This window comes from Mycobacterium sp. 1245805.9, from assembly GCF_001672915.1.
Lineage (GTDB): Bacteria > Actinomycetota > Actinomycetes > Mycobacteriales > Mycobacteriaceae > Mycobacterium.
Window position 1 is genome coordinate 1 of the sequence record NZ_LZKR01000226.1, and the last position, 21,101, is coordinate 21,101.

Annotated in this window: 18 protein-coding genes; 8 read left to right on the forward strand and 10 right to left on the reverse strand. The window is 67.9% G+C overall.

The genetic code is table 11. The features are described 5' to 3' along the window. Positions 1-86: 86 nt before the first annotated feature. A complete protein-coding gene (locus A9X00_RS29095; RefSeq protein WP_067161860.1) occupies positions 87-305 on the reverse strand; it encodes a hypothetical protein in 219 nt (72 codons plus the stop codon). 110 nt (positions 306-415) lie between these two features. Between A9X00_RS29095 and A9X00_RS29100 the strand changes: the two genes are divergently transcribed. Next, positions 416-2,176 carry a DUF3556 domain-containing protein gene (locus A9X00_RS29100; RefSeq protein ID WP_067161864.1) on the forward strand — a complete coding sequence of 587 codons (1,761 nt, stop codon included), beginning with the start codon at positions 416-418 and terminating at the stop codon, positions 2,174-2,176. Here A9X00_RS29100 and metE read toward each other — a convergent pair. From metE to A9X00_RS29120, 4 genes are all read right to left on the reverse strand, one after another. After that, positions 2,173-4,449 (reverse strand): 5-methyltetrahydropteroyltriglutamate--homocysteine S-methyltransferase, encoded by a 2,277-nt coding sequence (gene metE, locus A9X00_RS29105; protein ID WP_156772355.1) that lies wholly within the window; start codon positions 4,447-4,449, stop codon positions 2,173-2,175. The genes A9X00_RS29100 and metE overlap by 4 nt on opposite strands. Positions 4,450-4,919: 470 nt before the next feature. Further along, positions 4,920-5,852 carry a cytochrome P450 gene (locus tag A9X00_RS29110; protein ID WP_067161871.1) on the reverse strand — a complete coding sequence of 311 codons (933 nt, stop codon included), beginning with the start codon at positions 5,850-5,852 and terminating at the stop codon, positions 4,920-4,922. Between the two features lie 12 nt (positions 5,853-5,864). Further along, positions 5,865-6,518 carry an SDR family oxidoreductase gene (locus A9X00_RS29115; protein ID WP_067161875.1) on the reverse strand — a complete coding sequence of 218 codons (654 nt, stop codon included), beginning with the start codon at positions 6,516-6,518 and terminating at the stop codon, positions 5,865-5,867. Positions 6,519-6,536: 18 nt separating this feature from the next. Next, entirely contained in the window at positions 6,537-7,379 is an 843-nt protein-coding gene (locus A9X00_RS29120) for an SDR family oxidoreductase (RefSeq protein ID WP_067161878.1), read from the reverse strand. Positions 7,380-7,537: 158 nt separating this feature from the next. On the opposite strand from A9X00_RS29120, the gene A9X00_RS29125 reads away from it, so the two are divergent. Further along, positions 7,538-8,515 carry an NADP-dependent oxidoreductase gene (locus tag A9X00_RS29125; protein WP_067161882.1) on the forward strand — a complete coding sequence of 326 codons (978 nt, stop codon included), beginning with the start codon at positions 7,538-7,540 and terminating at the stop codon, positions 8,513-8,515. A gap of 12 nt (positions 8,516-8,527) precedes the next feature. Here A9X00_RS29125 and A9X00_RS29130 read toward each other — a convergent pair whose 3' ends face one another. From A9X00_RS29130 to A9X00_RS29150, 5 genes are all read right to left on the reverse strand, one after another. After that, a complete protein-coding gene (locus A9X00_RS29130; protein ID WP_067161885.1) occupies positions 8,528-9,814 on the reverse strand; it encodes a TetR/AcrR family transcriptional regulator in 1,287 nt (428 codons plus the stop codon). Positions 9,815-9,904: 90 nt separating this feature from the next. After that, on the reverse strand, positions 9,905-10,552 hold the full coding sequence (locus A9X00_RS29135) for a nitroreductase family protein (RefSeq protein WP_067161888.1): 648 nt from the start codon (positions 10,550-10,552) through the stop codon (positions 9,905-9,907). Further along, positions 10,552-11,658, reverse strand: a complete 1,107-nt coding sequence (locus tag A9X00_RS29140; RefSeq protein ID WP_067161892.1) for an acyl-CoA dehydrogenase family protein — start codon at positions 11,656-11,658, stop codon at positions 10,552-10,554. The genes A9X00_RS29135 and A9X00_RS29140 overlap by 1 nt, the downstream gene beginning before the upstream one ends. Next, positions 11,655-12,800 carry an acyl-CoA dehydrogenase family protein gene (locus A9X00_RS29145; RefSeq protein WP_067161895.1) on the reverse strand — a complete coding sequence of 382 codons (1,146 nt, stop codon included), beginning with the start codon at positions 12,798-12,800 and terminating at the stop codon, positions 11,655-11,657. The genes A9X00_RS29140 and A9X00_RS29145 overlap by 4 nt, the downstream gene beginning before the upstream one ends. Before the next feature lie 37 nt (positions 12,801-12,837). Further along, positions 12,838-13,812 (reverse strand): SDR family NAD(P)-dependent oxidoreductase, encoded by a 975-nt coding sequence (locus tag A9X00_RS29150; protein ID WP_067161898.1) that lies wholly within the window; start codon positions 13,810-13,812, stop codon positions 12,838-12,840. A gap of 113 nt (positions 13,813-13,925) precedes the next feature. On the opposite strand from A9X00_RS29150, the gene A9X00_RS29155 reads away from it, so the two are divergent. The 6 genes from A9X00_RS29155 (at position 13,926) to A9X00_RS29180 (ending at position 21,046) form a co-directional block, all read left to right on the forward strand. Next, entirely contained in the window at positions 13,926-15,608 is a 1,683-nt protein-coding gene (locus tag A9X00_RS29155) for a nitric oxide reductase activation protein NorD (RefSeq protein WP_067161902.1), read from the forward strand. A 50-nt stretch (positions 15,609-15,658) separates the two neighbouring features. Then, complete coding sequence (locus A9X00_RS29160) at positions 15,659-16,516, forward strand: CbbQ/NirQ/NorQ/GpvN family protein (protein WP_067161905.1); 858 nt, start codon at positions 15,659-15,661, stop codon at positions 16,514-16,516. A gap of 85 nt (positions 16,517-16,601) precedes the next feature. After that, complete coding sequence (locus tag A9X00_RS29165) at positions 16,602-17,720, forward strand: ABC transporter substrate-binding protein (RefSeq protein ID WP_067161908.1); 1,119 nt, start codon at positions 16,602-16,604, stop codon at positions 17,718-17,720. Further along, positions 17,720-18,856 (forward strand): spirocyclase AveC family protein, encoded by a 1,137-nt coding sequence (locus A9X00_RS29170; RefSeq protein ID WP_067161911.1) that lies wholly within the window; start codon positions 17,720-17,722, stop codon positions 18,854-18,856. The genes A9X00_RS29165 and A9X00_RS29170 overlap by 1 nt, the downstream gene beginning before the upstream one ends. Further along, positions 18,849-19,829 (forward strand): SDR family NAD(P)-dependent oxidoreductase, encoded by a 981-nt coding sequence (locus A9X00_RS29175; RefSeq protein WP_067161913.1) that lies wholly within the window; start codon positions 18,849-18,851, stop codon positions 19,827-19,829. Before A9X00_RS29170 ends, A9X00_RS29175 begins: the two co-directional genes overlap by 8 nt. Then, positions 19,829-21,046 (forward strand): cytochrome P450, encoded by a 1,218-nt coding sequence (locus tag A9X00_RS29180; RefSeq protein WP_067161916.1) that lies wholly within the window; start codon positions 19,829-19,831, stop codon positions 21,044-21,046. The genes A9X00_RS29175 and A9X00_RS29180 overlap by 1 nt, the downstream gene beginning before the upstream one ends. The last annotated feature ends 55 nt before the right edge of the window (positions 21,047-21,101 follow it).

Genomic DNA, 21,101 nt, shown 5'->3' on the forward strand with positions numbered 1-21,101 from the left:
GAGTGTGTGCCGGGGGCGGTAAATCCGCCAAATCCCCGCACAGGACTAACACTCAAAGCCGTGGGTTCACACTGAAGCGAGGCGGATCAGGGCGTGGACGGCCCGCCGTACTGCCACACCAGAGAATGGGCGCTGGTCATGGTGGGGTTGCACCACATCGTGCGGCCGTTGGCGTCGGTGGTGGTGGCGTGCAACGTCGTGCAGGAATCGCCCGGCGCGGGAGCGTCGGCCCGGGCCACACCGCCGCCGGCGATCGGTGCGGCGGCAGCCACCAGCGCCGCGACGATGTATCGAAGTCTGCTCATGGTGGAGTTCTCCTAGCGACTTCACGGTATCCGCCGGTTAACTTCCAGGCAAAAGATTCTTTGCCCCTACCCAAGCCACGCGCCTAGAACGAGTTCTAATCTGTCAAACCATGGGATTTCTCAAGCCCGAGCTGCCCCAGCTCGACATGGAGGAATGGAACAAGGGCACCCGCAGCGAGAAGATCCGTCCGATGGCCCGGCACTGGGCCGAGGTGGGATTCGGCACGCCGGTCGCGCTGCACCTGTTCTACGTGCTCAAGATCCTGCTCTACATCCTCGGCGGATGGCTGTTCGCCTCGGCCACCAAGGGACTCGGCGGGTTCACCAACGTCGCGCACTGGTGGTCCGAGCCGATCGTCTTCGAGAAGGTCGTGCTGTACACGATGCTCTTCGAGGTGATCGGGCTGGGCTGCGGCTTCGGGCCGCTGAACAACCGGTTCTTCCCGCCGATGGGCTCGATCCTGTACTGGATGCGGTTCGGCACCATCCGGTTGCCACCCTGGCCGGATCGCGTCCCGCTGACCCGCGGCACCACCCGCAAACCGGTGGACGTCTTCCTCTATGCGGCGCTGCTGGTGATGACGCTGTGGGCACTGTTGGTCGACGGGACCGGCCCGGTGCCGGAACTGGGCACCACCGTCGGGCTGCTGCCGACCTGGCGCATCGTGGTGATCCTGCTGATCCTCGCGGCGGCGGGGCTGCGCGACAAGGTGATCTTCCTGGCCGCGCGCGGCGAGGTGTACGCGGCGATGGCCGTCACCTTCCTCTTCGGCGGGGCCGACATGATCGTCGGCTCCAAGGTGGTGTTCCTGGTCATCTGGATGGGCGCGGCGACGTCGAAGCTCAACAAGCACTTCCCGTTCGTGATCTCCACGATGATGTCCAACAACCCGTTGGTGCGGCCCCGGTGGCTGAAGCGGCAGTTCTTCGAGAAGTTCCCCGAGGACCTGCGGCCCGGGCGGCTGTCCCGGTTCCTGGCGCACGTGAGCACGGCGATCGAGATGCTGGTGCCGCTGCCGCTGTTCTTCTGCCACGGCGGCTGGCCGACGACCGTGGCGGCGTTCGTCATGGTCTGCTTCCACCTCGGGATCCTGCTGTCCATTCCGATGGGGGTGCCGCTGGAGTGGAACGTCTTCATGATCTTCGGTGTGCTGTCGCTGTTCGTGGCGCACGCCCGGCTGGGGCTGGCCGACCTGAGGCATCCCGTGGTGGTGGCGATCCTGTTCGTCGTCATCGCGGGAATCGTGGTGCTGGGCAACCTGTTTCCGCGCAAGATCTCGTTTCTGCCGGGCATGCGCTACTACGCCGGCAACTGGGACACCACACTGTGGTGCATCAAGCCGTCGGCCAACGACAAGATCGGCCGGGGCATCGTGGCGATCGCCAGCATGCCGCAGGCCCAGCTGGAGCGGTTCTACGGCAGCCCGGAAGCGGCCCAGATCCCCATCTACATGGGGTACGCGTTCCGCGGGTTCAACACCCACGGCCGGGCGCTGTTTACGCTGGCGCACCGGGCCATGGCGGGCCACAACGAGGACGACTACATCATCACCGACGGCGAGCGGATCTGCAGCACCGCCATCGGCTGGAACTTCGGCGACGGCCACATGCACAACGAGCAGCTCATCACCGCCATGCAGCAGCGCTGCCACTTCGCACCCGGTGAGGTGCGGGTGGTGCTGCTCGACGCGCAGCCGATCCACAAGCAGACCCAGGCCTACCGGCTGGTGGACGCGGCGACCGGCGAGTTCGAGCGCGGCTTCGTGCGGGTCGCCGACATGGTGACCCGCCAGCCCTGGGCCGACGACGTGCCGGTCCAGGTGCTGTCGGAGCCCGCCGAGGAGCCCGCCGACAAGCCCGAATCGGCCTAGGCGCCCGTCCGGACCTCCCGCGCCGCGGCGACCATGTTCCGCAGCGACGCCGTCACCTCGTCGGGGTTGCGGGTCTTCAGCCCGCAGTCCGGGTTGACCCAAAGCCGTTGCGGCGGTACCGCTCTCAGCGCCGCCCGCAGCGACTCGGCCATCTCGCCCGCGCTCGGCACCCGCGGTGAGTGGATGTCGTAGACGCCCGGGCCGACGCTGTTGGCGAAGCCGACCGAATTCAGGTCGTCCAGCACCTCCATGTGCGAGCGGGCCGCCTCGAGCGACGTGACGTCGGCGTCCAGGTCGGCGATGGCGCCGATCACCTCACCGAACTCCGAGTAGCACAGGTGGGTGTGGATCTGCGTCGAGTCGGCCACGCCGGAGGTGGCCAGGCGGAAAGCCGCCACGGCCCAACGTAAGTAGTCCTCCTGCTGGGCGCGGCGCAGCGGCAGCAGCTCGCGCAGCGCGGGCTCGTCGACCTGGATCACAGCGATGCCCGCGTCCTGCAGGTCCACCGTCTCGTCCCGAATGGCCAGCGCCACCTGGTTGGCGGTGTCGGCCAGCGGCTGGTCGTCGCGGACGAACGACCAGGCCAAAATGGTGACCGGCCCGGTGAGCATGCCCTTCACCGGCTTGTCGGTCAGGGACTGGGCGTAGCTGATCCACTCGACGGTCATCGGGTGGGTCCGCGCGACGTCGCCGTAGAGGATCGGCGGCCGCACGCAGCGGCTGCCGTAGGACTGCACCCAGCCGTTCTGCGTGGCGAAGAAGCCCTCCAGCTGCTCGGCGAAGTACTGGACCATGTCGTTGCGCTCGGGCTCGCCGTGCACCAGCACGTCCAGGCCCAGCTGCTCCTGCAGCGCGATGACGTCGGCGATCTCCTTGCGCATCTTGGCGACGTACTCGGCCTCGTCGATCTCGCCGGCCCGAAAAGCCGCGCGCGCCTTGCGGATCGCTGACGTCTGCGGGTAGGAGCCGATCGTCGTGGTCGGCAGCGGCGGCAGGTGCAGCCGCTCCTCCTGGCTGGCGCGGCGTTGCGCCGCGTCGCCGCGGTGCGTGCCCGACGCGAGGATCTCCTCGATCCGGGCGCGGACGCCGTCGTTGTGCAGCCGCGGATCGCTGCGACGGGAGGCGACGGCCGCGTTGGACGCCGCGATCTCGCGCGCGACGGCGTCGCGCCCGTCAGACAGGGCGCGCGCGAGAGTGACGACCTCGCTTACCTTTTCGGCGCCGAACGCCAGCCAGCTGCGCAGGTTGTCGTCCAGCCCCGTTTCCGGCTCCAGCGAATACGGCACGTGCATGGTGGAGCACGACGTCGAAACCGCCACGCTGCCAGCCGAACCCAGCAGGGTCGTCAGCTTCGCCAGCGCCGACTCCAGGTCGGTGCGCCAGACGTTGCGGCCGTCGACGACGCCGGCCACCAGCATCTTGTCGGACAGTTCCGGAATCCCCGCCACCGCGGTGTCGGCGCCCGCCACCAGGTCGACGCCGACGGCTTCGACGGGCGTGCGGGCCAGCCCCGCCAGCGCCGCGCCCGGGTCGCCGAAGTAGGTGGCGACGTGGATCGCGGGGCGGTTGCTCACCGAGCCGAGCGCGGTGTAGACGGCCTCGGCGAGCGCGGGTGCATCGGGGGAGATGTCGGTCACCAGGGCCGGCTCGTCGAACTGGACCCACTGGGCGCCGTGCTCGGCGAGCAGCGAGAGCAGCTCGGAGTAGATCGGCAGCAGCTCGCGCAGCCGCTCGATCGGCGCGCCGCCGCCGTTGATGCCCTTGCTCAGCAGCAGGAAGGTGATCGGGCCAATGACAACGGGCCGAGCGGGGATGCCCTGTGCCAAAGCCTCTTTCAGCTCCGAGAGCACCTTGTCGGGGTTCAGGGCAAACCGCGTCGCGGGCTCGATCTCGGGGACCAGGTAGTGGTAGTTGGTGTCGAACCACTTCGTCATCTCCAGCGGCGCGATGTCGTCGTTACCACGGGCGAGGGCGAAGTAGCGGTCCAGCTCGTCGGGGACTTCGCCGGCCCGCACCGGCAGCGCGCCGAGCATGACGGCCGTGTCCAGCATCTGGTCGTAGTAGGAGAAGGTGTTCACCGGGACCGAGTCCAGGCCGGCGGACGCCAGGTGGGACCACATGTCGCGGCGCAGCGTCGCGGCGACGGACTCCACTTCGGCCCGGCCGGTGCGCCCGGCCCAGTAACCCTCGGTGGCGCGCTTGAGTTCGCGTTTCGGGCCGATGCGGGGGGAGCCGGTAACCGTTGCCGTGAATGGTTGAGAGGTGGTCACGATTTCGTCCTAACACTCGACGGGTGGATCACCGCCGGCGGACGCAACAGCCGAGTCCGTCGCGGCACACAAGCCGCAACGGCAACGACCAAACGCCCATTCCACGAGGCGATGAGCCGCCGGACGCGGCGCGCCCGGCCACCGGGTTCCCTCTCGCGAAGCGCGTCTAACATGTCGCGCTCACCCAGCGGTCGCTCGCACAGCGCGGGACGGTCCGCCCTGCTATAAACCCAGCATGAAGACGAGACTTTTGACGGCCACGTTCGGCACCGCGGCGGCGACTTTGGCGGGTGCCGTTATCTGGACGGCGCCATCGGCCTCAGCGGGCACGGACTATTGCAATGCGCTCCCGCCCAAGGACGCTCGCGACTGCAACTGCGGCTTCGACTTCGCCCCCGGAAGTCCGGAGCTTCAGCAGTGCCTGTCGGGAAAGCCGCCCGCGCCGGCTCCCGCGCAACCGTAGTAACGAGCCACTAAGCCCTGGTCACCAGCGGCAGCGTCGGCAGCCACAACGAGTCCTCGGTGTTCGGGAACCCGGGCACCGGCCAGAAACCGGGAGCCGGCCCGAGGTGCCCGGCCCGATCGACCCACTCCTCGACCAGTACCCGCAACACCTGCCGGACGATGTGCCCGCCGCGGCAACGCATCGACCCCGCACCCAGGCTCCAATGCCGGTGCGCCCTAACGCCGATCACCAGATCATCGGTGGACATGGCGTCGCTGCCGTCGCGCTGCACAGCGGCGATGCACAACATCACGACCATGCCGGCGGGTAGCTCCACCCCGCCGATGGTCGTCGGCTGGGTGGTGAAACGTTGGCAACCCTGCACCATGGGCTCCAACCTGAGGACCTCTTCGACGAACTCGCGGATCAGCTCGGGCTGACGTCGAAGCGTGTCGCACAATTCGCGGTCGCCCGCCAACACGAGTAAATGCCAGCCGGCGTGTTTGAACAGGTTGCGACACGCCTCGGCAAAGACGTGGCCGGACCGCCCCGCGAGGTGCTCGGCGGGCAGCAGCCGCAGGCGCGACACGACGTCGAAAAGGGCGCCGGCCATCGGCGCGGTCACATCGGCCACCGCGTCACCGCCGCCGGCGGCGGCGAAACGACCAATCAGCTCGGAGGCGATCGGGCGGAACGCCGCCGCAATGTCATGCGCCCCTTTCGGCGCGAATAGCCGTTGGTGAACGTCGAGATCGCTTTCCGGAAGGGCGCGGGCGCGATCCAGCCTCGCATCGTCGAGATGCGCCAACACCTCATCCCGCCCGACGACGAACACCCAGTTGCCCCCCGGGTCTCGCAAAACCGGGCCGGCCTGTCGCGCCAGGCGCCAACCCAAGCCGCGGTCCGTCCTCAGGGCGGCTCCCGCCTCGGCGGGAAAGACCGGGCAGTCGGCAAGCTCCACGTGCCTCTCCCGTCAGCTTTTCAGCGCTTCGGCGATGGGCACGCCGTTCCCGTCGGCGCCGTTGTTAAATTCGATGGTGCGGCCGATGGTCGAGTCGTCGTGCAGCGACGCGGCCACCGCGAGCGCGACGTCGGCCCGGGAGACTTCGCCTTTCCCCTTGCCGATGACGATGCGCCCGGTCGCCGGTTCGAGGGTGAGGTGGCCCGGCCCCAACACGGTCCAGTCCAGATCGCTAGCGCGCAGGTGCGCGTCCGCGGCCGCCTTCGCCTCGGCATAGTGGAAGAACGAATTCTCGCTCGGCACACCATGATCCGGCCCCGCGCCGAAGTAGGACACCATCACGAACCGCCGGACGCCCGCCCGCGCGGCGGCATCGATCACCCGGATCGCGGCGTCGCGATCGACGGCGTATGTCCGCGCCGGGTTGCCGCCGCCCGCTCCGGCGGAGAACACGACGGCGTCGTGACCCGCTAGCAGGCGGGCCAGTGCGTCGGTGTCGAGTTGCTCGATATCGGCCACCACCGGGTTGGCGCCGGTCCCTGCGACGTCGTCGGAGTGGTCCGGGTTGCGGAAGACCGAGGTCACCTCGTCCCCGCGCTCGGTCAGGATGGGGGCCAGCCGCAGCGCGACCTTGCCGTGGCCGCCGAAGACGATGACTCGTGCCATGCCCCCGACGGTAGTGCGTTAGAGCTTCACCCTGCCCATGATCAGGTCGATGATCGGCTTGCCGGGCGGGTAGGCGCCGGTCAACGACGCCATGGTGTGCCCGTAGTCCACCAGCAACGTGATCCCGTTGACGCCGAACGCGGCGGCGCTGTTCAGGAACGCCATCACGTCGCCCATCTGTTCGGGGGTGTGCACCTTCGAGCCGGTCTCGTCGCGGTAGTCCTGCGCGAACGTCAGCCACAGGTCGGCGTTGGCCTGGGCCAGCGGGGTGTCGGTGGGGCCCGGGCAAATCGCGTTGATACGGATGCCCTTCTTCAAAAGGCGAATGCCCTGCGTTGCGACGTAGGCGTTGACGATCTTCTTGCTGGTGCCGTAGTGGATGATGCCTTCGGACTCGTGCGCCTTCACCCACTCGACGGCCGCGTCGAAGTCAGGCGTCTCGAGGAATTCCAGCAGCAGGTCCAGGTCGTTTTCCCAGCCCATGCCGGCGACCGAGGAGATGAAGCAGATTGCCGAGCCGGACGGCAGCTGGTTCTTTTCCAGCAGGCGGTCGATGATGTAGCGGTGGCCGATGAAGTTGATCTTCATCAGGTCTACCGTTCCGTCGGCGATGCCGGCGGCCGAGAACAGCGCGTGGATCGGACCGTCCACCTGGGCGAGTGCGGCGTCGATCGACGCCGGGTCACGCAGGTCGACCTGCACCGACTGGGCGACGTCGTAGTTCACCGGCGCGTAGTCCAACACGATGACCTCGGCGCCGAGTTCGGCTGCCGACTTGGCCGCCGCGGCGCCCATGCCGGTCGCGCCGCCAACAACGAGTGCGCGCTTGCCGTCGTAGCGCAACCGATCGACGATAGTCATGGAAATCCTCTTCTCGTTCACTGCCAACCCGGTTCTACCCCGCCCAACTGTATGGGTAACAGTTATTTGGTTCAATACCGGGTTCCCGTGGCCCTGCCGTTCGCGCCTATTCCGAAGGGAAGTCAGGAATATTGACGCGGCGTCGGCGTGTTCGGCTGATGAAGGCTGTAGGTTTCACAGAATTCGGCGGGCCAGAAGTCTTGCAGATGCTGGACGTGGACGATCCACATCCGGGCCCAGGGCAGGTGCGGGTGAAGGTCGAAGCGTTCGACGTCACCCCTGCCAACACTTACCTTCGTTCGGGTGTGTGGGATGACTGGGAAGCGGCGACAAAGGACTGGGAGGGGGCGGCAAGGTTTGCTCCGGACCTGCCGTACTACATCCCAGGTTGGGATTTCAGCGGCACCGTCGACGAAGTCGGCGCCGGCACCGCCGAAATCCCGGTCAAAATTGGAGATCGGGTTGTCGGCCTGCCGCTCGATCCGTACATCAATGGGCCATACGCCCAATACATCGTGACTTCGGTTCAGTCTGTGGTGCGGGCACCGACCAACACGGATAACGTGGCCGCCGCCACATTTTTGATGAACGCGCTGACGGCGTACATCGCTTTGGAGGCGCTATCGCTGCCTCCCGGATCAATCGTCGCGGTGACTGGCGCCGCGGGCGCCCTTGGGCAATATGTGATCGAACTGGGCAAGCATTACGGATTCGAGGTGATCGCCGATGCGAAACCCTCCGATGAAGCTTTGGTTCGTGACCGCGGCGCCGATCACGTTGTCGCCCGCGGTGACGATGTCGCGCAACGCATTCGAGAGGTTGTGCCGAACGGTGTGGACGGGCTCGTCGACTGCGCAGCCCTGCACGAGCTCGTAGTTCACGCTGTCCGCGACGGAGGATCCATCGCCACGCCCCGCTGGTACACGGGCGGCAATGATCGCGGCATCACGTGGCATCCCGTTGTTGTTTCCGGCCACACTGCCCGCCGCGACGTTCTGGAAGAACTGCGCGACCTCGTCGAGGCCGGGGTGCTCAGCACGCCTGTCGCCGAAGTCCTTCCCGCGCACCAGGCCGCGCTCGCACATCAAAAGCTTGAGGCGGGCGGCGTGCGTGGACGCATCGTGCTCACCTGGTGAGCGCCGGGTGCGTCACTTGCCGCGGACCGCGACGCCCCGCAGAACCGTGTCGCGGGCATGCACAAGCGCGGCGCGTTTGCCGACGGCGCGAAGGATGTTCTCCGGTATCCACTGCAGGCCGATGACGCATCGTGCCAGCATCGCGGTGGAGGGGGCGTCGATGCTGATTTCCCCCGCCCGGATGCCCTCGGAGAGCAGCGATTTCATCTGCCGAAGCCGCGTGGCGTACAACCAGCCGGGGTTGGGTGTGTTCGGCGGCGATTGGCGCATCCACGCGAGCTGGATCCGGAACTCGTCGGAAAACCGATCGAGCGCGTTGACGTTGACCCAGCTGAGCGCGTCCAGCTTCTCGATGACCGTGGCATCCGAGCGCAGGACGCTCACCCAACCGGCCTCCACCTTGCGGCCGAAGGACTCCATGATGGATGCGAGGAGTTCGTCCTTGGACCCGATCACCCGATAGACGGTCCCGGTGCCCAGCCCGGCCGCCGACGCGATGTCCCGGATGGTGGTGACCTCATACCCCTTGCGGCCGAACTCCGTCCGTGCCACCGCGAGGACGTGGGCCGTCTTGTCGTCGGGATCCGCGTCGCCGTCGTCCCAGGTGTCGATGACGGCGTTTGCGGCCGCGAAGGCTTTCGACCGATTCAACGCCGCGTCGGTGGGCGGCCGGGCCGCCAATCCCTGCAAGATGATTCGGCACAGCAGCCCCGCGACCTGGTCGGCCGGGGAATTGTGGCGCATGACGGCGAGCCCGACCTGCAGCATGGTCTGGCAGATGCGGTCGGCCAGCGTGGGCAGGTCGATGTCGGGTTTGATGTAGCCGCTCCACCTGCCGGCGCGCAGCGTTTGCAGCATCGCCTGTTGGACCGCGGTGGGTGCCTGCTGCGTCAGTTTCATCAGCTCGGGGTCGTCGCCCGGGCCCTCGTAGAACGACATCTGCAGCGCGGCCCCGTGCCGCACGGCGCAGTTGGCGATCGCCGATCCCAGCTCGACGATCTGCTCCGAGGCCGGTCGCGAGTCGGGCTCGTCCAGCCGCGCCAGGGCGGCCTGCCCGATCCGGGTCAGGTCCTCCTGATAGCGGCGGGTCAGCTCGACCAGGATCGCCTCTTTGGACTCGAAATGGTGATAGAGGCTGCCGGGGAGGATGCCGGCCGCGTCGGCGATCTCCTGCAGCGACGTCCGCAGTCCGGAGGACGCGATCAACGACGCCGCGGTCTGCAGGATTTCGGTTCGACGGGTGCCGGAGTCGTCGGCGTTGTTTGCCCGGGCGGTCGGCGGACTCGCGACCTTACGCATTCGTCCTCCCGGCCGAACCAAATCTTTGTTAAAGGCTATCAGACGGTGCCGAAAACAAATGCGCTGCACAAAAACGCCGACGGCACCATTCTAGAGCGCCGGGCCGTCCCAGGTGTCGCGCGCAACCACCTCGTCGACGGGGCGCCGACGCGCCGGCCGGAAGGTGTGCCCGGCGCGCAGGCGGCCCACCGGGAGCAGGCATCCCTGCGCGTAGGTCGGGGGTATGCCCAGCAGCCGGCCGATCTCCTCCTCGCGGTGCAGGTGCAGCGTCGTGATGCACGTTCCGTAGCCGCGGGTGTGCAGGGCGAGCTGAAAGTTCCACACCGCGGGGAAGATCGAGCCGTACAGCGTGGCCCGGTGGAACGATTCGTCGCCGTCGATGCGGGGTAGGTAGGGCTCGTAGCACGGGATCACCAGCACCGGCACCCGGGCCATGTTCTCGACCAGCCACTCGGTCGACGACATGATCCGGCTCTCCGGTGTGCCGGCGGGAAGCAAATCGGCCAGCAGTTGCCCGCCGACGCGAAGCAGATACGACTCGCGGTACAGCCCGGCGATCTCCTCCCGGAGCCCGGGGTCGGTCACCACCAGCCACCGCCAGGATTGCTGATTCGAGCCGTTGGCGGCCTGCAACCCGATCCGCAGGCATTCCCGGATGTCCGCGACGTCGACCGGCGCCTCGAGGTCGAGAGACTTGCGGGCCGAACGGGTCGCGGTGAGGAGATACTCGATGTCCATCATGGGCCCCTGTTGGCAAGGCGCGCACCGACTTCGGTGAGGTAGCGGTCCGGCCCACCGAGAAGTTCGCTCCAGCTCAGCAGGCGCTTGAGGTAGAGATGGGCGTCGTGTTCCCAGGTGTAGCCGATGCCGCCGAACACCTGGATGGCGGTGTCGCCCACGGTCGCCAGTCGCCCGGCGAACGCCTTCGCCCGCAGCGCAGCGAGATGGCGTTCGTCGCTAGCGGCGTTGTCCGCCGCCCACAGCGCGTGGATCACGCCGCTGCGGGCCAGCTCGACGGTCTCGTACATGTCGACGCACAGGTGTTGGACCGCCTGAAACGAGCCGATGACCTGGCCGAATTGCTTTCTGACCTTTGCGTATTCGACGGCCAGGTGCATGACCGCCCGCGCGGCGCCCAGCGCGTCGGCGGCGGTGGCGATGAGGACGTCGTCGGTCACGGCCGCAACGTCGTCCGGCGACGCGGTGGCCAGCCGGTGCGCGGACGCCCCGTCGAGCTCGACGCGAAAACGCTTGCGGGTCTGGTCGATACCGCGCTCGGGCGTCACGGAAACCCCGGACGAGCCGGTTTTCAGCGCGTACAGACCGAGGCCGGCCGGGTCCTGTGCGAGCACCAGCAAGGTGTCGGCCGCCGCGGCGTCGGGCACGCCGGCTATCCCGCCCCGCACGGTGCTGTCCCCGCCACTCCCGGCCGCCTCGACGGCGGCCTCCGCGTCCAGGAAGCCGACGGTGGCGATGGTGCTGCCGTCGGCGATCCCGGCTAAAATCGTTGCGCCGCTGGCATTATCGCCGATCCGGGTCAGTGCGCGCGCCGCGGCCACCGCGCTCGACAGCCACGGCCCCGGGTGCAGGGCCGCGCCAAGCTCCTCGGCCACCACCCCCGCCTCGACCATCGTCATCCCGGCCCCGCCGTGCTCCTCGGGCACCAGCAGACCGGTCACACCGAGGTCGGCCAGCCCGCGCCAGACCGCCTCGGCTTTACCGTCCATGCCCGTCGGATCGTCGAGCAGCGCCCGCACATGCCCCGAAATCGGCGCCTTCTCAGCGAGGAAGCGCCGCGTGGTGTCGCGCAGCGCGACCTGCTCGTCCGTGAGTTCGAGGTTCATTTTCGGGGCAATCCCAGCACGCGCTGCGCGGTGATGTTTTTGTTGATCTGGGTCGTGCCGCCCGCGATCGTGAGCGAGCGCGACGTCAGGCGGTAGCTCGCCCACGCGGCGTTGCTGCCGTGACTGCCGAGCACGTCGAACGCCAGGGCGGCCATGTCCTGCCCGATCTCACCCCACACCGTCTTGGCCAGGCTGGCCGACGCGAACGGGTCGCCGCCGTGCAGCGTCGCGGAGATCGACCGCTGGCACAGCACCTCGAGATACTTGATGCGAACGGCGATTTCGCCGAGGCGCCGCAGTACTACCGGGTCGTCCAGGGCGTCGCTTTGAGCGGCGAAGTCGTCGACCAACTCTTCCAGCCTCACCTGCATCTCGGCGTACAGCCGCGCCGCCCCGGCGCGCTCATGGCTCAGGGTGGTGGTGGCCACCTGCCAGCCGGCGTTCAGCGGCCCCAGCAACGCGTCGGCCGGCACGCGGACGTCGTGAAAGAACACCTCGGCGAAATCGGCATCGCCGTTGAGCGTCACGAGCGGGCGGACCTCGATGCCGGGCAGCGACATGTCGACGATGAGGCAGGAGATCCCCTGGTGCTTCGGGGCGTCGGGATCGGTGCGCACGTAGAGCTGACACCAGTCCGCCCGGTGGCCGAGCGAGGTCCAGATCTTCTGGCCGTTGACGACGAAGTCGTCACCGTCACGCACCGCCCGGGTGCGCAGCGCGGCGAGGTCCGATCCGGCCTCGGGCTCCGACATTCCCTGGCACCAGATGTCGTCGGCGCGCATCATGCGGGGGAGCAGCGTCGTCTTCTGCTCTTCGGTGCCGTACTGCATGATCGCAGGCGCGATGTTGTTCAGCCCAATGACGTTGAGCGGCATAGGCGCCCGTGCCCGGGTGGTTTCCTCCGTGTAGACAAGTTGCTCGAGAACGGTCGCCCCGCGGCCGCCGTATTCGCGGGGCCAGGACACCGCGGCCCATCCCGCGTCGGCCATGGTCTGGTTCCAGGCGCGCAGCATTTCGAATGCCGCGCCGTCGCGGCCGGAGGGTCGTCGGGCGGCGATCAGCTCGTCGGTCAGGTTCGCGGACAGCCAGTCACGCAGCTCGGCGCGGAACTGTTCCACTTCCGCGGGGTAGGAGAAGTCCATTTTTCCGGACACTACGTTGGAGCAGATATTAGGTCAACTACTCCCCTCGGGGCTCGGGGAACGCGACATCCGCGTTGTCGGGCATCGCGCTGATGCCCCGCCGCGCACACACTTCCAGCACCTCGTCGACGATCGAGGTGGGCACCATGAATTTCTCCGTCGACGACATCTGCTCGAGATGAGCCTCGATGTCCTCGGCGGTCGGCCGGCTGTCGGCGTCCGCCAGCCAGCCCTCGCTGAGGCCGACGAACACTCGCGCGTAGCGTCCGGCGGAGGCCGAATAGTTGCGGTGGGTGAACGTGCAGGCGGTGCTGGCGAGGAACGTCACCAGCGGCACGACGAGTTCGGGCCGAATGGCGCGCATGAAGCCGGATTCGGCGAGGAACTTCTCGTCGCCGACGGTCTCGGTGACCATGCGCGAAAACCCGGTCGGCATAACGGAATTGGCGAGTATTCCGTGCGCCTCGCCCTCGATCGCGATCACGTTGGTCAGCCCGACCAGGCCTGCCTTGGCCGCGGCGTAGTGAGCCTCCATCGGCTGACCGAAGATCCCGGCGGACGACGAGATGAACACGAATCTCCCGCCGTCGCCCTTTTTCATCACGCGGTAGGCGGGCTGAGACAAATAGAAGCCGCCGTCGAGATGCACGCGCAGCATCCGCGTCCACTCTTCGGGCGACAGGTCTTCGAACGGCACGCTGCCGAAGATTCCCGCGTTGCTCACGACCGCGTCGAGCCGCCCGAACGCGCCCACGGCCGCGTCGACGATCGCGTGCCCGCCTTCGGGACTGTCGACCGAGTCATAGGAGGCGATCGCCGTTCCGCCCGCCTTGATGATCTCGTCGACCACCTCGTCGGCGACACGAGCGTCGGCGCCGTCCCCGCGCATGGTGCCGCCGAGGTCGTTGACCACCACCGCGGCGCCCCGGCGGGCCAGGTCCAGCGCGTACAGCCGGCCGAGTCCGCGGCCCGCGCCGGTGACCACCGCCACCCGGTCGGTGAAGTCAATCATGGTGCGCTCCTTGGCAAGTGCGACCGACCCCTGGCGCGATTGACCGCAGGTGGAACCGGACCCTACGCTGGAACAGATATTTGGTCAATAACGCTCGGTTGATGCGGGGGTCGATGGCAAACGACACGCGATTGCAGGCCCTCGGCATGTTCGCGTCCGCGCTCGCGGGCCGGGCCGTGGCGGTCGCCGAACTGCGACCGGGTGAACCCGCGTGGACGGACGGCCAGACGATCCACGTCGATGCCGCGCGGGCTGTCAACGCGATCGCCGTGCAGGCCTCGATGATCGCGGCCGGCAGCCTGGAGCCCGACGTCGTGCGTTCCCTGGTGCGTCGCCCCCGGCTGGCCAGGCGCTACCTGACGGTCGAGGGCCACCGCGCGCTCGTCGCCAACGCCGCCGTGTTGCCGGGCAGCCTGGCGTTGGGAGACCGTGACATCGCGAGCCGCACCGACTCGCCTGCAGCGTCGCTGCGGATCGCCGAGGGGCGGGCGGCGGTCGACGACCCGGCGCCGGAGTTCGGCGTGATCCGCGCGGCCAAGGTGTTGGCGGTGTCCTCGCGGGCGGCCAAACAAGAAGAGGCCAACCCGCAGCACGTCCCGCGCGGCCAGGCGCGGCAACTCGCCGAACTGGACGACGCGCAGGTCGACGACTCCGACGACCCGGACCTGTTCAGCAGCCCCGTCGGCGGGGGCGGCTTCATCGGCAAGTGGTTGAAGAAAATGCTGTCGTCCGCGCGTAAGACCGGCAGCGGGGGCGGACCGCCCGGCGCGGATACCCGTACGCACCGGACGAATTCCGCGAACCGCGGCCTACACGCCGTCGCGTCGCTGGCGTCTACATCGGCCGAGGACGTCGACGACGACGGAGCTAAACCCACCGACGGTGTGAGCTATCCAGAATGGGACTTCGCGCGCAAGAGCTATCGGCCCGCATGGTGCACGGTCCGCGAGGTCGAGCCGACGATTAAGGCCTCGGCGACTCAGGCCATCGAAGCCGCCATCGGCGTGCGGCGCCCGTTGTCGCGGCTCGGGATGGGTCTGCACCGGCGCCACCGCCAGTCGCAGGGCGACGACATCGACATCGACGCGGCGGTGGAGGCCCGCGTCGAGGTGCTGGCCGGCTCGGTGCCCGACGAGGCGGTCTACCTCGACAGCCTGCGCCGCCGGCGCGACCTGTCGGTGTTGCTGCTGCTCGACGTGTCGGGGTCGGCGGCGGAACCCGGCACGGTGGGGCGGACGGTGCACGAGCAACAGCGTGCCGCGGCCGCCAACCTCGCCGTCGCGCTCCATGACCTCGGCGACCGCGTCGCGCTGTACGCCTATTACTCGCAGGGCCGGCGCGCGGTGAGCATGATGCCCGTCAAGCGATTCGACGACCACCTCGACTCCCTGGTCATGAGGCGGCTCAACAGCCTGGAACCCGGCGCGTTCTCCCGCCTCGGCGCGGCCATCCGCCACGGTGCGGCGGTCCTCGAGGCGCGCGGCGGTACGTCACGGCGGCTGCTGGTGGTGCTGTCCGACGGGCTCGCGTACGACCACGGGTACGAGCGACCCTACGGCGCCGCGGACGCCCGCCGCGCCTTGGCCGAAGCCCGCCGGCGCGGCACCGGCTGCGTGTGCCTGACCATCGGCGCCGGGACCGACGTGGCGTCGCTGCGCAGGGTGTTCGGCAGCACCGCGCACGCGACGATCGCGCGCCCGGATCAACTCGCCGGTGTCATCGGACCGCTGTTCCGGTCCGCGCTGCGCTCGGCCGAGGTGCGCCGCCGGACGACCGCGAGCGCGCCCGCTCGTTGAAACAAACATCTGTTCCGGATAGGCTCCAACCAACTGGCGGAAGGGAAGCCATGACCAACGAGGCCGGTCTCACGCACCGGAACGGCGCACCGTCCGAAACGGACGGAGAGATAGAAGCCCGGCCCTACTACCAGGCGATCGGCGGCGAAGAGGCCGTCTTCAAGGCGGCGTACCGCCAGGGACTGTCGCTCCTCCTGAAGGGGCCGACGGGTTGCGGCAAGACGCGATTCGTCGAGGCGATGGCCTACGACCTCGGCCGGCCGCTGATCACCGTCGCCTGCCATGACGACCTGACCACCGCGGACCTCGTCGGCCGGTACCTGTTGCAGGGCGACGAGACGGTGTGGGTGGACGGACCGCTGACCCGTGCGGTGCGCGAGGGGGCGATCTGCTATCTCGACGAGGTGGTGGAGGCGCGGCAGGACACCACCGTGGTGCTGCACCCGCTCGCCGACCACCGGCGCCAGCTGCCCATCGAACGCCTCGGGGTCACGTTGGACGCGGCGCCCGGATTCGGCCTGGTGGTGTCCTACAATCCCGGCTATCAAAGCGTGCTCAAGGACCTCAAGGACTCGACGCGCCAGCGTATGGTCGCCATCGAATTCGGCTTTCCCGCAGCCGATGTCGAGGAGTCGATCATCGCGCACGAGGCCGGCGTGGACGCCGCCACGGCGGCCGAGCTGGTGCGGTTCGGGCAGGCCATCCGCCGACTGGAAACCGGCGGGCTGCGCGAGGTGGCATCGACGCGCGTGCTGATCGCGGCGGCCAGGCTGGTGGCGGAGGGCCTGACGATGAGGGAGGCGGCCCGCGCCGCGATCGCGGGCCCGCTCACCGACGACGTCGCGGTGGGGCAGGGCCTCGCCGAGATGATCGACATCTATCTGGGCGCGCCCGAACGGGCGCCATGATTGACGCTGCATACGGCCGGGGCTAGGGTCAGAACAAATATTAGGTTTACGATCGCGCACGTGACTCGGTCGTCCTGGAGGTCAGATGTCCTACGAAAGCAGCGCAGAACCGATCAAGGTTGGTTACCTGATGGACTTCACGCTGCCACCGGGATTCCCCGAGGAATTGCTGGCGAGTTTCACGCGGTGCTTCGACCTCGTCTTCGAGGAGGCCCGGGAACAGGGCGTGATCGATCGTCCGGTGCAGATGATCTACCGCGAGGTGGAGGGGTTGCCCAAGGGGTCGGTCAAGGCGGTGATCGACGCCTTCGGGGCGCTCGTCGACGAGGGCTGCCTGGTGGTGTTCGGGCCGCACATCACCGACAACTGCGTGCCCACCCGCGAGGCGATCGAGGAGCGGTTCAAGGTGCCCGCGATCAGCGTCACCGGCACCGATGACTGGCTGGGCGAATGGACGTTCTCGTTCCCGCAGGGTTCGATGACCGACGAGCCGATCTTCATCGCGGACCTCGTCGCCAAGCGCGGGCTCTCCGAGATCGGGGTACTGGTCGAGCAGAACCTGATCGGCGAGAGCTATCTCAAGAACTTGCGAAGCGCGTGTCGCCGCAAGGGGATTCGCATCGTCGCCGAGGCGGCGATCGCGCAGACCGCTCAGGACATCAACGAGGCGGTGCGCACGCTGCACGACGCGAAGGCCGAGGCGATCGTGCATCTGGGCTTCGGCTTCGGGATCGTGTTCATCAACCCGGCGCTCGAGGCGGTCGATTGGGACCCGCCGCGCTTCACGACCACGGCCTTCCAGAACGCGTGGGTGAACCCGATCATGTGGAACGCGTTCATGGGTTGGATTGGGGTCGACCAGTACGACGAGGCGAATCGCGTCGGCCAGGACTTCCTCGACCGCTACGCCGCCAAGTACGAGGGCAGCCGTCCCGAGTATTGCGTCTCGGTGGTCAACCGCGACGTCGCCGCCACACTCGTGCGCGCATTTGCCGATGCTCACCCGCTCAGCCCGCGCGGCGTCAAGGAGGCGCTGGAGCGGGTGAAGATGATGCCCGCCGCCTCGGGCGCGCCCGGCACCCGGGTGTCGTTCGGCAAGTGGACGCGGCGCGCCTGGATGGGCGCCGGCTATCTGGTGGCGCGGACCCTCGACGCCGACGGCACCAATTCGCACCTGGTCGACCGCTTCGGAGAGGACGGCTGATGTCGACGGAACAGTCCATACCGCTTGCCGCGGACGAGAAGCCGGCGGCGCGCCCTGAGAAGCGCGGCTGGGGAGGGTGGATCGCCGGCGCCGCGCTGGCGGCGTTCGTGCTGTTCTTCATCGCGAACTGTCGGGTCGCCCTCGACCCGCGCGTCGCCAACCCAAACGTGCAGGGCCGGCCGCGTCCGGTGAAATTCACGTTCGGGCTCGACTACATCGGATTCCTGGACTGGGCCACCGTGGTGGCGCTGATCGTGCTGCTGTTGGTGTTCATCAGGGGCTGGCGGCGCAATCCGGGCAGCCCGGTGATGTTGATGTTCCTGTGCACCACGCTGATCGTGTGGCAGGACCCGATCATGAACTGGTCGCCGTTCGCGGTCTACAACCCCGACCTCGTTCACTGGCCGGAGTCTTGGCCGCTCGTCTCGTTGTCGCCAACGGTCGAACCGTTCGTGGTGTTCGGCTACGTCATGTTCTACTTCGGCCCTTACTTCCCGGCGGTCTGGATTCTGCGGAAGCTACAGGCCAAATACGGGCCCGAGGCTTTCGTGTCGCGACACCCCTTGGTTTGCCTGGGCCTGGTCACCATGGTGATCGGCTTCGTCATGGATGCGTTTTTGGAGAACACCCTCATCCACTGGGGCATGTACATCTATTCGCAGGTTATTCCGTGGGGCTCGGTGTTCACCGGCACCACCTTCCAGTTCCCGCTGATCTGGGAGTCGTTCTCAGTGACGTTCGTGATGGTGCCCGCGGCGATACTCTGCTATCGCGACGACACCGGGAAATCCGTGGCGGAGAAGCTGGCTGCGAAGGCCAGGATCTTCCCGAGCCGTCCGGTGCTGGGCACGTTCCTGGTGATGTTCGCCATCATCAACGTGTCCTACTTCGCCTACGGCGCCTGGTTCTGGGCCATCAAGGCCAGCCACGCCGCGACCTCGGTGGCCTGCCCGTGGCCGTATCCGGAGGCGAAAGTGTATGACCCGCAAGGGTATTACGAAAAGGCGGGCGCTCAGGGCCCCTACTCGGTCGGCATCTGGTCCACCTGGGCGAGTGGGGAGCCGAACGGGCGCCCGCACGTCGAACCGCCGCCGCCCGGGCAGGGCGCCTGTGCGACCCCGGGCAAGAATGGCTGAGCCTCGCAGCGTCGTCATCACGGGCGCGTCCCGCGGGCTGGGGTTCGCCTCGGCGGTGCGGCTGTACCGCGAGGGGTGGCGCGTGGTCGCGGCCATGCGCACGCCCGACCGCGCAATGGCGTCCCTGCGCGAGGCGACCGGGGCCCGGGACGACGACGACCGCCTGATCGGTGTGCAGCTCGACCTGTTGGATTCCGCGTCGATCTCGGCAGCCGCCAAGGCGATCGAGGAAGCCGTCGGCGCCCCCTACGCGCTCGTGCACAACGCCGGGATCTCCGCCGCAGGGGTGGTGGAGGAAACCGATATGGCGTTGTGGCAGAGGATGTTCGGGACCACCGTCATGGGTCCCGTCGCGCTCACCCAGGCGCTGCTGCCGTCGATGCGGGCGGCGGGGGAGGGGCGCATCGTCCTGGTATCCAGCGCGGCCGGCGTCCGCGGTCAACCGGGGACCGCGCCGTACGCCGCGGCCAAGGGAGCGTTGGAGCGGTGGGGCGAGTCGATGGCGGGCGAGGTCGCTCCGTTCGGTCTCGGAGTCACCGTCTTGGTGGCCGGCATGTACGACACCGAGATCATCACAGACGCGGGCACCACCGACAACCGCGACTTCGGCGGCCCGTACGCCCGGCTGCACAACACGATGAACACTCGCGGGCGGTTCGCGATCAGTTTCGCCCGGCCACCCGAGCGCTTCACCGACGGACTGCTCAAGGCGCTGGCCGACCGGGGTGCGTTCCGGCGCCGCGGTGTGGGCGCTGACTCCTCGATGCTGTTGGCGGCCAACAGGATCCTTCCGGCTTCCGGCATGCACCACCTTTCGCGGATCGTGCTGGGCCTTCCCAGACAGGGCGCGATGCGGGGCGGGGCATGGCCGTTGACTTGGCCCCAGCGAGCGATGGTGTTGGCGGCGCGTGTTCTTCCGCAGCCGGTGCTGCAGCGCCTTGCCGCGAGACGACAAAGAACAGGGGAGCAGTAATGGAACAGCTTTTCGACGACCTGGAGGACTTCGGCGCCTTCGACGACGCCATCTCCGGTGACGTGCGAGACCCGTACACCGAATTGGCGCGGCTGCGCCGTGAAGAACCGGTGCAGCGGCTCGAGACGTCGGGAGCGCTTCCCCACGAGGAAGGCCTGCCGATGTTCATCGTGTATCGCCACGAGGACATCCAGCAGATGCTGCGCGACAACGAGACGTTTTCCTCGGCAGCCGTCATCGCTGCGTTCGGCCCCGTGCTTGGGGAAGGTGTGATGCTCGGCATGGACGAGCCGATCCACGGCCGGCTGCGTTCATTGGTGTCAAAGGCGTTCTCGCAGAAGTCATTGGCGCGCTGGCAGGACGAGTTGGTCGGCCGCGTGGCGAACGGATTGATCGACAACTTTGCACCCAACGGCAAGGCAGACCTGGTCAAGGAGTTCACCTTCGACTACCCGAGCCAGATCATCGCGGGCCTGCTGGGCTTGCCGGAAAAGGATTATCCGCAATTCCAGCGGTGGTCGATTTCGTTGTTGAGTTGGCTGATGAACCCGGAACGCGGGCTTGCAGCCTCGGCTGCGCTGTGCGATTACTTTGCGCCGATACTCGAGGCCCGCCGGGCCGAGCCGAGGGACGACCTGATCAGCGCGCTGGGTGCGGCCGAGATCGACGGGGAGAAGCTGTCGGACGAGGAGATCTATTCGTTCCTGCGCCTCCTGCTCCCAGCCGGGGTTGAGACGACCTATCGGGCGCTGGGCAGCCTGCTGCTGGCCTTGCTGTCCGACCCGGCGCAATTGGATGCCATCCGCGCGGATCGATCGCTGCTGCCACAGGCGATCGAGGAGGGTGTGCGGTGGGAATCACCGTTGTTGACGATCACCCGGGTGGCGACTCGCGACACCGAACTCGGCGGCGTGGCGATCCCGGCCGGGGCGACGGTCATGCCGATGCTCGGTTCGGCGAACCGGCAAGAGGATCGCTATCCCGATCCGAACAGGTTCGACATCCACCGGGAGGCCCGGGCGCATCTGGGCTGGGGGCATGGCGTGCACGTCTGCCTCGGCATGCATCTGGCGCGGCTGGAGATGCGCACCGCCATTAACCTTCTGCTGGACCGGCTGCCGAATCTACGGCTGGATCCCGACGGGGACGACCCGCACATCCGCGGGCAGGTTTTCCGGTCGCCGACGTCGGTACCGGTGCTATTCGACGCCCAATAGCGAGCCCCCTCAGAGGTTGCCGCTTGCCAATCGGCTAGTTTCCAGTAAGGCTCTC

Bases quoted from the DNA above. Each gene is read 5' to 3' on its own strand.
- A9X00_RS29160 (WP_067161905.1), top strand. From the start codon at position 15,659: ATGACCAACGAGGCCGGTCTCACGCACCGGAACGGCGCACCGTCCGAA.
- A9X00_RS29135 (WP_067161888.1), bottom strand. From the start codon at position 10,552: ATGGACATCGAGTATCTCCTCACCGCGACCCGTTCGGCCCGCAAGTCT.
- A9X00_RS29165 (WP_067161908.1), top strand. From the start codon at position 16,602: ATGTCCTACGAAAGCAGCGCAGAACCGATCAAGGTTGGTTACCTGATG.
- A9X00_RS29180 (WP_067161916.1), top strand. From the start codon at position 19,829: ATGGAACAGCTTTTCGACGACCTGGAGGACTTCGGCGCCTTCGACGAC.
- A9X00_RS29145 (WP_067161895.1), bottom strand. From the start codon at position 12,800: ATGGACTTCTCCTACCCCGCGGAAGTGGAACAGTTCCGCGCCGAGCTG.
- A9X00_RS29150 (WP_067161898.1), bottom strand. From the start codon at position 13,812: ATGATTGACTTCACCGACCGGGTGGCGGTGGTCACCGGCGCGGGCCGC.
- A9X00_RS29095 (WP_067161860.1), bottom strand. From the start codon at position 305: ATGAGCAGACTTCGATACATCGTCGCGGCGCTGGTGGCTGCCGCCGCA.
- A9X00_RS29125 (WP_067161882.1), top strand. From the start codon at position 7,538: ATGAAGGCTGTAGGTTTCACAGAATTCGGCGGGCCAGAAGTCTTGCAG.
- A9X00_RS29130 (WP_067161885.1), bottom strand. From the start codon at position 9,814: ATGCGTAAGGTCGCGAGTCCGCCGACCGCCCGGGCAAACAACGCCGAC.
- A9X00_RS29175 (WP_067161913.1), top strand. From the start codon at position 18,849: ATGGCTGAGCCTCGCAGCGTCGTCATCACGGGCGCGTCCCGCGGGCTG.
- A9X00_RS29155 (WP_067161902.1), top strand. From the start codon at position 13,926: ATGGCAAACGACACGCGATTGCAGGCCCTCGGCATGTTCGCGTCCGCG.
- A9X00_RS29115 (WP_067161875.1), bottom strand. From the start codon at position 6,518: ATGGCACGAGTCATCGTCTTCGGCGGCCACGGCAAGGTCGCGCTGCGG.
- A9X00_RS29100 (WP_067161864.1), top strand. From the start codon at position 416: ATGGGATTTCTCAAGCCCGAGCTGCCCCAGCTCGACATGGAGGAATGG.
- A9X00_RS29170 (WP_067161911.1), top strand. From the start codon at position 17,720: ATGTCGACGGAACAGTCCATACCGCTTGCCGCGGACGAGAAGCCGGCG.
- A9X00_RS29120 (WP_067161878.1), bottom strand. From the start codon at position 7,379: ATGACTATCGTCGATCGGTTGCGCTACGACGGCAAGCGCGCACTCGTT.
- A9X00_RS29140 (WP_067161892.1), bottom strand. From the start codon at position 11,658: ATGAACCTCGAACTCACGGACGAGCAGGTCGCGCTGCGCGACACCACG.